Annotated in this window: 11 protein-coding genes; 7 read left to right on the plus strand and 4 right to left on the minus strand. The window is 70.9% G+C overall.

The annotated features are described in order from the left end of the window. Positions 1 to 327: 327 nt before the first annotated feature. The 6 genes from H7827_RS00875 to H7827_RS00900 all read left to right on the plus strand — a co-directional run bounded on the left by H7827_RS00875 (position 328) and on the right by H7827_RS00900 (position 7,322). Entirely contained in the window at positions 328 to 915 is a 588-nt protein-coding gene (locus H7827_RS00875; RefSeq protein WP_432741793.1) for a tyrosine-type recombinase/integrase, read from the plus strand. Continuing rightward, the gene (locus H7827_RS00880; protein WP_432741795.1) at positions 908 to 3,343 is read left to right on the plus strand and encodes a tyrosine-type recombinase/integrase; all 2,436 of its coding nucleotides are present in this window, start codon (positions 908 to 910) and stop codon (positions 3,341 to 3,343) included. The genes H7827_RS00875 and H7827_RS00880 overlap by 8 nt, the downstream gene beginning before the upstream one ends. 37 nt (positions 3,344 to 3,380) lie before the next feature. Beyond that, positions 3,381 to 4,091, plus strand: coding sequence for a TIGR02391 family protein (locus tag H7827_RS00885; RefSeq protein ID WP_432741797.1), 711 nt, complete (start codon positions 3,381 to 3,383; stop codon positions 4,089 to 4,091). 215 nt (positions 4,092 to 4,306) lie between these two features. Then, on the plus strand, positions 4,307 to 5,245 hold the full coding sequence (locus H7827_RS00890) for an RNA polymerase sigma-70 factor (protein WP_432741799.1): 939 nt from the start codon (positions 4,307 to 4,309) through the stop codon (positions 5,243 to 5,245). Positions 5,246 to 5,334: 89 nt separating this feature from the next. Further along, positions 5,335 to 5,997 (plus strand): GntR family transcriptional regulator, encoded by a 663-nt coding sequence (locus H7827_RS00895; protein WP_200362459.1) that lies wholly within the window; start codon positions 5,335 to 5,337, stop codon positions 5,995 to 5,997. Then, a complete protein-coding gene (locus H7827_RS00900; protein WP_432741801.1) occupies positions 5,994 to 7,322 on the plus strand; it encodes an MFS transporter in 1,329 nt (442 codons plus the stop codon). The genes H7827_RS00895 and H7827_RS00900 overlap by 4 nt, the downstream gene beginning before the upstream one ends. A gap of 82 nt (positions 7,323 to 7,404) precedes the next feature. Here the strand turns inward: H7827_RS00900 and H7827_RS00905 are convergent, their stop codons facing one another. From H7827_RS00905 to H7827_RS00915, 3 genes are all read right to left on the minus strand, one after another. Further along, the gene (locus H7827_RS00905) at positions 7,405 to 8,226 is read right to left on the minus strand and encodes an SAM-dependent methyltransferase (protein ID WP_432747913.1); all 822 of its coding nucleotides are present in this window, start codon (positions 8,224 to 8,226) and stop codon (positions 7,405 to 7,407) included. A gap of 146 nt (positions 8,227 to 8,372) precedes the next feature. Beyond that, positions 8,373 to 9,911, minus strand: a complete 1,539-nt coding sequence (locus tag H7827_RS00910; protein WP_432747914.1) for an MDR family MFS transporter — start codon at positions 9,909 to 9,911, stop codon at positions 8,373 to 8,375. An 85-nt stretch (positions 9,912 to 9,996) separates the two neighbouring features. After that, a complete protein-coding gene (locus tag H7827_RS00915; protein ID WP_432741803.1) occupies positions 9,997 to 10,650 on the minus strand; it encodes a TetR family transcriptional regulator in 654 nt (217 codons plus the stop codon). A gap of 81 nt (positions 10,651 to 10,731) precedes the next feature. Here H7827_RS00915 and H7827_RS00920 point away from each other — a divergent pair, with 81 nt between their 5' ends. Then, positions 10,732 to 11,469 (plus strand): Mut7-C RNAse domain-containing protein, encoded by a 738-nt coding sequence (locus H7827_RS00920; protein WP_200362465.1) that lies wholly within the window; start codon positions 10,732 to 10,734, stop codon positions 11,467 to 11,469. 176 nt (positions 11,470 to 11,645) lie between these two features. On the opposite strand, the gene tpg is transcribed toward H7827_RS00920, so the two are convergent. Beyond that, positions 11,646 to 12,206 carry a telomere-protecting terminal protein Tpg gene (gene tpg / locus H7827_RS00925; protein ID WP_432741805.1) on the minus strand — a complete coding sequence of 187 codons (561 nt, stop codon included), beginning with the start codon at positions 12,204 to 12,206 and terminating at the stop codon, positions 11,646 to 11,648. Between the last annotated feature and the right edge of the window lies 1 nt (position 12,207).

The raw sequence follows: 12,207 nt of genomic DNA on the forward strand, positions 1-12,207 counted from the left end.
CTGGCTGCGTACGGCACCGAATCCTCAGCGTCGTCGACGCAACCCTCAGTCGCCGCCCCCGGGGACGGTCAATCCGCGGACCGGCAAGCCGTATCTCAGCCCCGGATACGCCCCGACGACGATCAACCATGCGCTGTCCGTGGTGAGCGGCTTCTACACGTTCCATGCGCACTACGGGCGTGGTCCGGTGGTGAACCCCGTGCCCGTTTCGCCGCCACAGCGCCGGGCGTTGAGTCACCTAAGTCCGCTGGAGACCAAGCCAGTTCTGGGTCGGTCCAGGTTGCGGCAGAAGGTCGCACACCGGCCCCGCGATCCATTCCCGACCTCTTGTGGGACGAGCTGTTCACCGCGATGGGATGCGAGCGGGATCGGGCCCTGCTCGACTGCTACGTCACTAGCGGCGCCCGTGCAGAGGAACTGCTCGGTGTCGGTACGGACGATATTCACTGGGCCAAGCCGGGCCTCTACGTCATCTCCAAGGGCACCCGCGAGCGCGAACTCGTTCCAATCTCGCCGGAAGCCTGTGTCCGGCTCGCTCGCTACCTCGACAGCACCGGTACACCGCAGGCCGGCGAACCCGTCTGGCGGACTCGGCACGGGCAGGACCGCCCGCTGACCTACTGGGCGATGCGGCGGGTGGTGCAGCGGGCCCAGGAGAACCTCGGCACCAACTGGACCTTGCACGATCTTCGTCACACGGCAGCCCACCGGATGGCCAATGGAGGCAAGCTCACGCTGCCCGAGGTCCAGACCGTGCTCCGGCACGCGAACATCCAGACCACCAGTCGCTATCTGACGGTGCGGGTCGAGGAGATCTTCGACGCGCTCCTGGAGCACTACAACCAGCCCCGGCCGCAGACGAGTTACCCGGCCGGCTACTCCGCCGACGACATCGCGGCGGTGTTCGGTGCCTAAGACCGCCGGGAGCCCCACTACCGGCGTCAGCCGTCGGCACGGCCCGATCCCCGAGGGCCTCGACTATCCCAGCCGATTCATCGGCGGCTCGATGGCTCCGCAGCCAGCCACCGCGGCCGCGCCGCCCCGCCCGTTCGGTGACCTCTCCACCACCAGCGCACTGTCGATCGCGAAGCTGGTCGTCGAGACCTGGGAGGGAGGCATGTCCACTCGGCAGCAGCGCGGCATGGCTGCCCGCGCCCTCCTGGACTACCTCACCGGCCACCCCGGCCTGACCTGGCAGGAGCGGTGGGACGCCAGCCCGGTCGGCCAGGGGCTGGAGCACGTGAACGACCTGGAGTGCCGGCGCAGCCCCAGCATCAAGCTGTCCACCGGCCTACGGGCTCTGATCTGCCTGCGGATCATCAAGCCATCCCTGGTCGTCTTCCGGCGTCACCACATGTCCAGCTTCGCAACGATGTTCATCGACGCCCAGGACGACCCGCTGCTGGACGACTTCGTCGAGCAAGTCAAGGTCCACCAGCACTCCTACGCGCACCGCACCGAGGCGTTGTACGACCTCTGCGTGCTGCTGGCCTCCCAGGGCGTCACACTGAGCGATGTAACGGCGCCCGCGCTGCTGCACTTCGCGCAGGAGAACCGGCGCGCGTGGGCGCTCGTGAACCCGGGGAACAAGGCCGGGAACCGGCTCCGCGGTCAAGGCGTATGGCATGTCCTGCACGCTGTGGGCCACCTGCCGCCGACCGTTCCGCCAACCATGCGCGCCGCTCTCATGCGGGGCCAGAAGAGCGTCGAGGAACTCGTCGATCACTACCCGATCCGCAACCAGGCCGTCCGCGGGCTGTTGATCGAGTACTTCACCCGCCGCCGCGCGGACACCGACTACGGCACCCTGAAGAACCTGGTCCTCCACCTGGCTCACCACTTCTGGGAGAAGATCGAGCGGATCAGCCCCGACCAAGCTGACCTGCGCATCTCCCCGGAGACCTACGCCGCCTGGCGAAAGATGATCGCAGTCAAGGACAACGGCGCTCCGCGCGCCGGGGCCGACGGGCTGGTCATCTCGGTTCGCAGCTTCTACTACGACCTGCACACCTGGGCGGCTCAGGAGCCCGAACGGTGGGCTACCTGGGTCGCCCCTTGCCCGGTCCCTCCGTCTGACCTCCACGGGCTGGGGGCACGCCGTCGGCGGATCAACGAGCGCAGTGCCGACCGCACCCGCCAGCGCCAGCCCCTGCTACCTGTACTCGTCGCGCACGTGGAGTCCCGCTACGATCTCTCCCGTCAGCTCCTCCAACTCGCCGAGGAGAAGGGCGAAGGAGAGACATTCACCTTCTCCGGCACCAGCTACACCCGGGTGCTGAGCAAATCTGATCGCAAGCTCAGCCGTCACGGCTCACCCGTTCCAGCCCGTCTGCGGAACAACGACAGCGGCGAGATGGTCCACATCGCCGCCGAGGAGGAAGCCGCGTTCTGGGACTGGGCGGCGGTGGAGACGCTGCGGCACTCCGGCGTGCGCATCGAGGAGATGTGCGAGCTGACCCACCTCAGCATCCGGCAGTACCTGCGGCCCAACGGCGAAGTCATCGCGCTCCTGGTCATCGCGCCATCCAAGACCGACCGCGAGCGCGTTATCCCAATGTCCGCCGAGCTCTTCCACGTGATCGCCTCGATCATTCGTCGCCATGCCCGCACCGGCCGGCCAATCCCACGGGTGACGCGCTATGATCCGCACGACAAGCTCTGGAGCCCTCCGATGCCGTTCCTGTTCCAACGGCAGAACGGCACAGTTCCCGCGATCTTCAACCCCGGCACGATCCAGAAGATGCTGGAGCGGCGCTGCCTCGCCATCGCCGAAGTACACCCCGGCTTCAAGGGGCTGAAGTTCACCCCGCACGACTTCCGGCGGATCTTCATCACCGAACTCGTCAACAGCGGCCTGCCGATCCACATCGGTGCGGCGCTGCTCGGACACCTGAACGTCCAGACCACTCGTGGCTACGTCGCGGTGTTCGACGAGGACGTAATCCGGCACTACCGGGAGCATCTGGCACACCGGCGCCAGATCCGGCCCGAAGGCGAGTACCGAGACGCCGCCTCCGACGAATGGACCGAGTTCGAGGAGCACTTCGACCGTCGCAAGGTCGAACTCGGCTCCTGCCGCCGCCCTTACGGCACCCCCTGCCAACACGAGCACGCCTGTATCCGCTGCCCGATGCTCCAGGTCAACCCGAAAATGCTCACACGACTGGCCGAACTGGAGAAGGATCTTCTCCTACGACGACAGCGTGCTGAGGATGAGGGATGGCTCGGGGAGATCGACGGCATCGACATGACCCTGACCTTTCTACGGGCCAAGCAAGCCGACGCCGCACGACTCCCTAAGCTACCCGTGGATCTGGGTCTCCCACGGCCCCGAACCCCGTGACGCGCCAGTCAACGATCACCCCAGTAGGAGAGAACCCATGCCGCTCTACCTTGGCTGGACGATGGAAGCGGACGAGGTCGTGGCTCTGCCGGTCGATGACCTCGCGCTGCGGGTACTCAGGGATGCCCGCGACGCCGACGAGTGGAACTGGCACAACTGGGTGAGGCGGGCCCGGGTCGCCTACCAGAAGCACCCCGACGCCGTGCTCGCCCTCACCGAGGCTTGGACTTGGTTGCTGAACCGCGGACTCGTGGTCTGGAACGTGCACAAGGACACGCCCGCCTCCTTCATGATTAGCCGTCAGGGACATGCGGCGCTCGACCGCGGACTGGCCTGGATTCAGGCTGTCCAACGGCTCGACATCGAGCTGGTCCCCGTGCTGGAGGCCAAAGCCCGACCTCAGTTCCTCCGGGGCGACTTCGAGGCCGCAGCCCTCCTGGCCATGAAAGAGGTCGAGCTTCGCGTCCGAACGATGGCCAACCTCCCCGACTCCCTCACCGGCACAGCCCTGATGCAGCAAGCCTTCCGCCCCGGAAGGGGAGACCAGGCACCCGGACCACTGACCGACCAGACCGTCGATGGCGGTGAGGCCGTCGGCATGATGGAGCTGTTCAAGGGTGCCATCGGTCTCTTCAAGAACCCACCAAGCCACCGTCGAGTCGACTACAAGGACCCGACCGAAGCGGCCGAGGTCCTTCTCCTGGCCGATCTTCTGATGCGACTGCTCGACAAGATCGAGAAGTCCTAGCCCTGGCCCCGATGCCTCACGTCAACCCAGACCTGGCAGGTCACTCGTTTCGGCGAAGTGCAGAGAAGCACTGCCGACCACAAGATGCCGACCACCCGGCCCCTGTGACGGGTACGGCGTGTGACGAGCACCACCGCGGGTGGGTGTCACACGGCACGGCGTCCCGGCGTCTTGTGCGCGTGCCACCCTTGGCACCACGAAGGCAGGAGCAGCCGGTGACCAGCGACCACAGCACACCCAGCGAGCCCACCGCGGACACCGCGGCACGGTCCCCGGGCGGCACGGACCCCGCCACCGCCGCCTTCATCGCCCACCGCAGCCTGCTGTTCACCGTCGCCTACGAGATGCTCGGCTCGGCCGCCGACGCCGAGGACGTCCTCCAGGAGACCTGGCTGCGCTGGTCCGGCGTCGCACTGGACGAGGTGCGCGACCGGCGCGCCTACCTGGTGCGGATCACCACCCGCCAGTCGCTGACCCGGCTGCGCACCCTGGGCCGCCGCAGGGAGTCCTACGTCGGATCCTGGCTGCCCGAGCCGCTGCTCACCGCCCCCGACGTGGCCGAGGACGCCGAACTCGCCGACAGCCTCTCGATGGCGATGCTGCTGGTGCTGGAGACGCTCGCGCCGACCGAGCGGGCGGTGTTCGTCCTGCGCGAGGTGTTCGACCTCGGGTACGGCGAGATCGCCGACGCGGTCGACAAGTCCCCGGCCGCCGTCCGGCAGATCGCGCACCGGGCCCGGGCCCATGTCGCGGCGCGCCGCCCCCGCGAGGCCGTCTCGAAGGCGAGCACCCGGGAGGCGCTGGAGGCTTTCCGGCGGGCGACGGAGACCGGCGACCTGCAGGGACTGCTGGACATCCTCGCGCCCGATGTCGTCCTGCTGGGGGACGGCGGCGGCGTCAAACAGGCCGTCCCGCGGCCGATCGTGGGGGCCGACAAGGTGGCCCGGCTGCTGCTCGGCGGCTTGAGCAAGGTCACCGCGGCACTGCGCCCGGCACAGGTCAACGGCCACCCCGCGCTGATCGTGCGGCTGGACGGCGCGCTGGACACGGTGGTGACGGCGCACGTCGACAACGGCCTGATCACCGGCCTGTACGCCGTGCGCAACCCGGAGAAGCTGACCCATATGGACCGGGACACCGCGCTGAGCCGCTGAGCCCTCCGAACGCCGGCCGGGCCGGAACGCTCCGCCCGCATGGCGGACGCGCGCCCGCCGCGCGTCTGTGTTGTATCTATGCTGTGCGCATGCCGCAGCACGCAGCCCCCACCGCCAAACGTCCCCCCGCAGCCGACCACGTCTACGAGCACATCAAGCAGGCCGTGCTGGACCGCCGTTACGAGGGCGGCACCCTGCTCACCGAGGGCGAGCTGGCCGAGGCCGCCGGTGTCTCCCGCACCCCCGTGCGCGAGGCACTGCTGCGCCTGCAGAGCGAGGAGCTGATCCGCCTCTACCCGAAGAAGGGCGCCATGGTGCTGCCCGTCTCCGCCCAGGAGATCGCCGACGTGGTGGAGACCAGGCTGCTGGTGGAGACGCACGCCGTGCGCAAGGCGGTACCCGCCCCGCCCGGGCTGACCGACCGGCTGGCGGAACTGCTGGAGCTGCACCGCGCCCAGGCCGCCGCCGGCCGGCTGGCCGACATGGCGCTCACCGACCGCACCTTCCACGCCGAGATCGTCCGCAGCGGCGGCAACGCGATCCTGTCCCGGCTGTACGACCAGCTGCGTGACCGGCAGCTGCGCATGGGTGTGGCCGTCGTACGCTCCCGCCCCGACCGGATCGCCCTCGCCCTCGCCGAACACCAGCAGATCCTGGACGCGCTGCGGGCCGGCGACACCGAGGCGGCGCTGGCCGTCACCGTCCGGCACGTCAGCCGGGTCTCCGAACTGGCCAGGGGTGAGGTCCGGTGAGTTCCCCCGCCGATCCCGGCTCCCCCGCCGATCCGGCCGGCGGCCGGCGTGCCGTCACCGTGTGGCTGATCGCGGTCGCCGTGTACTTCGTCGCCGTGGTCTTCCGCACCTCCCTCGGGGTGGCGGGGCTCGACGCCGCGGACCGCTTCGCGGTCGGTGCCTCCGCGCTGTCCGCCTTCCCCATCCTCCAGCTGCTCGTCTATGCGGCGATGCAGATACCCGTCGGCGTCATGGTGGACCGGCTCGGCAGCCGGCGCGTGCTGATCCTGGGCCTGACCCTGCTCGTCACCGCCCAGCTCGGCTTCGCCTACGCCCCCTCCTACGGCACCGCGCTCACCGCCCGCGCCGTACTGGGCTGCGGCGACGCGATGACCTTCCTGGCCGTACTGCGGCTGGGCAACCGCTGGTTCCCGGCCCGCCGCGCGCCGATGATGGCCCAGCTCACCGGCCTCGCCGGGATGACCGGCAACCTCACCTCCACCCTGCTGCTCTCCCGCGTGCTGAACGACTCGGGCTGGGTCACCGCCTTCGCCGGCAGCGCGCTGGGCGGCCTGCTGGTGCTGATCCCGCTGGTGCTGTTCCTGCGGGACCAGCCGCGGGGACAGGCGCCGGAGCCGGCTCCGGCGACCGGCCGGGGCGCGATCCGCCGCCAGATCGGGGCCGCCTGGCGCGAGCCGGGCACCCGGCTGGGCATGTGGACGCACTTCACCACGCAGTGCCCTGCGATGGTGTTCCTGTTGCTGTGGGGGCTGCCGTTCCTGGTCGAGGAGCACGGCTACGGCCGGGTGACGGCCGGCGAGCTGCTCACCCTGGTGGTGCTGACCAGCCTGCTGCTCGGGCTGCCGTTCGGCTGGCTGCTGAGCCGCTGGCGCAACGCCCGGCTGCCGGTGGTATTGAGCGTGACGGCGGTCGTCACCGTGACGTGGACGGCGACGATCTGGTGGCCGGGCGAGGGCGCGCCCGCCTGGCTGCTGGTGCTGCTGTGTGTGGTGCTCGGCGGCTGTGTGCCGGCCTCCACCGTCGGCTTCGACTACGCGCGGCTGGCCAACCCGGCGCAGCGGCACGGCACCGCCTCGGGCATCGTCAACATCGGCGGCTTCACCGCCTCCTCGCTGGCGCTGCTGAGCGTCGGGTTGCTGCTGGACGCCACCGGCGACGACTACCGCATCGCGCTCTCGGTGGTGCTGCTCTTCATCGCGGTCGGCGTGACGCAGTTGCTACGGCTGCACGGCCGGGCGATGCGCCGGGAGCGGGAACGGCATCCGGCCCCGGCCCGGCGCGGGGCGCCCGCGAGGCGCGCGCGGGAGGCGGTCGGCGCGGGCTGAGGCGGTGGGCCGGGCCGGCGGGGGCCGTCAGGACGATCCACGGCAACCGCCGGCCCGGTGCCCCGGGCCCCGCCGCCGCGGGTCAGCCGCGGACGCGGGCGAGCCCGCCGATCCCGGCGCCCTCGGGGTGCGGGCTCAGTTCACCGAGGTCGGGCCGCCACTGGGGCATGGGCACCACGCCGGGCTCCACCAGGTCCAGGCCGTCGAAGAACCGGGAGATCTGTTCCTGGGTGCGCAACCGGTACGGGGCGGCGCCGCTGTCGTTGTAGTCGTCCTGCGCCTCCATGACCTCCTGGGAGGTGGTGGCGCCGTGCGACAGCATCAGATAGCTGCCCGGCGGCAGCTCGCCCACCAGTTGCCGCACGACGTCCTGTGCCCGCCGGTCGTCGGGGACATGCCCCATGACGTCGGAGAGGATCAGCGCAACGGGCCGGGAGAGGTCCAGGGTGCGGGAGGCCAGCCCGAGGATGCGGGCCGGGTCGTGGAGATCGGCGTCGATGTAGTCGGTGCGGCCCTGGGGGGTCGAGGTGAGCAGCGCCTGGGCGTGCACCAGCACCAGCGGGTCGTTGTCGACGTACACGATCCGCGCGTCGGGGGCGACGCGCTGGGCGATCTCATGGGTGTTGTCCTCGGTGGGCAGGCCGGTGCCCACGTCGAGGAACTGCCGGATGCCCGCCTCGCCCGCCAGGTGGCGCACGGTGCGGTGCAGGAAGTAGCGGCTGACCCGGGCGATGTCGAAGATCCCGGGGAAGGTCGCGGCGTACTGGTCGCCCGCCGTCCGGTCGACCTCGTAGTTGTCCTTGCCGCCGAGCCAGTAGTTCCATATCCGGGCCGAGTGCGGGACCGAGGTGTCGATCTCCGGTGCCGCCGCCGTCTCCCGCACGTCCTTGCCGTACTCAACCATCGGGGTCAACTCGCCATCGCTAGAGGGACCGTGGGTCCCATGATGCACAGAACCGATGGCCCGTCACAGACCCGGTGGGGGTAACGGAGCCCGGTGCCGGTACGCCGCGCCCGCCCGGCTCCGCGGGCCGGGCGCGGCGTACGGGGTCAGCCGGTGGTCGGGGCCGTCTCCTTGGCGGCGGCTTCCTCCTGCCGGGCCTCCTCGGCCAGTCGCTGGGTGGCGTTGGTGGTCTTCAGCGTCTTCTCCTTGATGAACAGGACGGTGATCAGGGCGAGGACGGCGAACGGGGTGGCGATCAGGAAGAGGTCGCCGGTGGCGTTGCCGTAGGCGTTCTGGACGACCTCGCGGGCCTCGTCCGACAGCTCGGAGATGTCGGGCACCGCGTGGCTGTCGCCGCCCGCGTCGAAGCCGCCGAGCTGGCCGGCGACCCGGTTGGCGAGCACCGCGCCGAGCACGGAGGTGCCGATGGTGCCGCCCATGCTGCGGAAGAAGGACAGTACGGAGGTGGCGCTGCCCAGTTCGGCGGCGGGCACGTCGTTCTGGGCGGCCAGCACCAGGTTCTGCATGAGCAGGCCGACGCCGACGCCCAGCAGGGCCATGTAGAGGCTGAGCAGTCCGAACCCGGTGTCGGCACCGATGGTGGACAGCAGTCCGAGCCCGGCGGTCATGGTGATGCCGCCGGCCACCAGATAGATCTTCCAGCGTCCGGTGGCGCTGATGAGCTGGCCGGCGACGGTGGAGGACACCAGCAGACCACCGATCATCGGCAGGCTCATCAGGCCGGCGACGGTCGGGGACTTGCCCAGGGCGATCTGGAAGTACTGGGAGAGGAAGACGGTGCCGCCGAACATGGCCAGACCGACGAGGAGGCTGGCGACGGTGGTCAGGGTGACGGTGCGGTTGCGGAAGATCGTCAGCGGGATGACCGGTTCGGCCACCCGGGACTCCACGAGGACGGCGAAGCCCAGCAGGATCACGCCACCACCGGTGAGGACGGCGGTCTGCCACGAGGCCCAGTCGAACTGGTTGCCGGCCATGGTGGTCCAGATCAGCAGGGCGCACACCCCGGCGACGATCAGCCCGGCACCCAGGTAGTCGATCTTGACCTCACGGCGCACGGTGGGCAGGGTCAGGGTGCGCTGCAGGATGACGATCGCGGCCAGGGCGAACGGCACGCCGATGAAGAAGCACCAGCGCCAGCCCAGCCAGGGGGTGTCGACCAGGACGCCGCCGATGAGCGGTCCGGCGACGGTGCCGACGGCGAAGACCGCGCCGAAGATCCCGGCGTACTTGCCCAGCCGGCGGGGCGGGATCACGGCGGCCATCACGATCTGGACGAGGGCGGTGAGCCCGCCGGCGCCGATGCCCTGCACCACCCGGCTGAAGATCAGCAGGCCCACGCCCTGGGAGAAGCCGGCCAGCAGCGAGCCGACCAGGAACAGGCCCAGGGACAGCTGGAGCAGCAGCTTCTTGTTGTAGAGGTCGGACAGCTTGCCCCACAGCGGGACGGTGGCGGTCATCGCCAGCAGTTCGGAGGTGATGACCCAGGTGTAGGAGGACTGGCTCGCGTTGAGGTCGGTGATGATGCGGGGCAGGGCGTTGGCCACCACCGTGCCGGCCAGGATGGCGACGAACATGCCGGCCATCAGGCCGGACATCGCCTGGAGTATCTGGCGGTTGGTCATGGCGCCCGGGGTTTCCTCGGGCGCCTCGGTCGTGAGGGTCACGATGTCCTTCTCGATGTGCGGAGGGTAAGTGGCGGCCGGGTCCTCAGGACCCGGCCGAGGTGGTGGTCAGGGCCGCGGCGGGCCCGGGGGCGGGCAGTCCGGCGGCGAGGTGGCCGAAGACCTCACGGAAGATCTCCGGGACGGGCCGCTCCCGGTCGCCGGAGCTCCAGTGCTCCATGGCGACGCGGGCCGCGGTGTTGGCGACGGCCGCCAGCAGCCGGGGGTAGACACCGGGGTCGGCGCATCCTGCGGCGGCCACGCGTGCGGCGATGGTGCCCGCGAGCCTCTTCTCGTCGGCCTGGTGCGCGCCCAGGGTGCTGACCAGCAGATGCGGGGAGCGGCGCAGCACCTGGACGCGCAGTTCCCACAGTTCGTGGCCGGTTCCGGGGTCGGGCAGTTCGGCCGCGTAGGCGTCGGCGACGGCCCACAGCGGGGGGCGCTCGGGTGGTGCGTCGAGCACCGCCCGCCGCACCCGGTCGGCGACGTCCGCGTCGATCATGACGAAGGCCTCGTCGCGGTTGTCGAAGTAGTTGAAGAAGGTACGCGGCGAGACACCGGCGGCTTCGCTGATCGCCTCGACGGTGACGTTCTCGGCGCCGTGCTCGGCCGCGAGCCTTACGGCTGCCTCGGTGAGCGCACGATGAGTGGCCCGCTTCTTGCGGTCGCGCAGCCCCTCGGGCCTCTGTTCCCCGGTCACACCTTGCAGGGTATGCAAAAGTGCAGAGTCTGCAAAATTAATTTCCGGTGCCGGCCGCCCCGCCAATGGGATGCTGGCCCGGTGCCTCCCCCAGAGATCCGGCTCCACTTCGCCCCCGCACTCCACCCGCTGCTGTCCGCGCGCCGGCGCACGGAAGGCGTACGGGCCGCCGTCGACCAGGTGTCCACGCTCGGCCATGTCGTGGAGTCCTGCGGCACCCCGCTCACCGAGATCGGCACCCTGACCGCCGACGGCAGGCCGGTGGAATTCTCCTACGTCCCGCGGGGCGGCGAGACCATCGAGGTCGCGGCGGTGACCCGGCCCCAGCGGGTCCCCGGCGCGCCGCTGCGCTTCCTGCTCGACGTCCACCTGGGCACCCTGGCCCGCCGGCTGCGGCTGCTGGGGGTGGACGCCGCCTACGAGAGCGAGGACATCGGCGACCCGGCCCTGGCCACCCGTTCCGCCACCGAGCGCCGGGTGCTGCTCTCCCGCGACCGGGGGCTGCTGCGCCGCCGGGAGATCTGGGCGGGCGGCTTCGTCTACAGCGACCGGCCCGATGAGCAACTGCGCGACGTACTGGGCCGTTTCGCTCCCCGTCTCGCCCCGTGGACGCGGTGCACCGCGTGCAACGGCGAGCTGGAGACCGTGGGGAAGGACGAGGTCGCCTCCGGCCTGGACGGCGGGACCCGGCGCACGTACGACGTGTTCGCCCGCTGTACGCGCTGTGCCCGGGTCTACTGGCGCGGCGCCCACTCCGACCATCTGGAGGCCATCGTGGCCGCGGCCCTGGCCGAGTTCGGCCCGGCCGCCGGCGGCTGAGCGCCGCCCATTCCACCGGGGAGCGGCCGGTACGGGCACAGCGCGCGAGCACCGCCGCGCGCGGCGGCATGCGACGGTGTCCCTGCCGTGGCCGCCGGACGGCCCCGGCCGCCCTGGGCGCGGCGGGTCCGACACCCATGGCCGGGCCCTGCCGAAACCGAGGGCACCGGTGCCGGTCAGCCGCCGAGGTTCAGCTCCAGGTAGTCGACGTCGTTGATCTCGACATCCAGGCCCTGGGCGCGGCGGCCGTGGTCGCGGAAGTAGACGTGGCCGAGCGCCTCGCCCAGGATGCGGCGCAGTTCCTCCTCCGAGCCGCCGGCCTGATGGGCCGCCAGCAGCCGGGCCGAGGCGTCGGGCGGCAGCTGCTCGGTGAGCCGGCGCAGCCGCGGGTCGTCGGTGGAGCCGGGCGCGGCGGTGAAGCCGAACCGGGCGCGCGTTTCCACCACCACCCCGGCGGCGGAGGCAGCACGGATGGCGCGGGCCCGGACGCGGGGCTGCCAGGACCGGCGCACCTCACGTTCCAGCGCGGCGGCCAGCCGTGGCGTGGGGCGTCTGATCTGCCCGGCGAGATGGCGCTGCACGGTGCGCGGGGAGATTCCGAGCCGGGCGGCCACCGCCTTGGTGGAGCCCTTCTCGGCGCGCAGCAGCAGCCGGAACCGGGCGCCGGGAGTCACCGGCGGCGGGCGGGTGGCCGTGGCCTGGAGCGCGGTCTCGATGCCGTCGCCGATCTCTCCCACG

It is taken from the genome of Streptomyces sp. JH002 (assembly GCF_050916115.1).
Lineage (GTDB): Bacteria > Actinomycetota > Actinomycetes > Streptomycetales > Streptomycetaceae > Streptomyces > Streptomyces xiamenensis.

Bases quoted from the DNA above. Each gene is read 5' to 3' on its own strand.
- H7827_RS00910 (WP_432747914.1), bottom strand. From the start codon at position 9,911: ATGACCAACCGCCAGATACTCCAGGCGATGTCCGGCCTGATGGCCGGC.
- H7827_RS00895 (WP_200362459.1), top strand. From the start codon at position 5,335: ATGCCGCAGCACGCAGCCCCCACCGCCAAACGTCCCCCCGCAGCCGAC.
- H7827_RS00885 (WP_432741797.1), top strand. From the start codon at position 3,381: ATGCCGCTCTACCTTGGCTGGACGATGGAAGCGGACGAGGTCGTGGCT.
- H7827_RS00905 (WP_432747913.1), bottom strand. From the start codon at position 8,226: ATGGTTGAGTACGGCAAGGACGTGCGGGAGACGGCGGCGGCACCGGAG.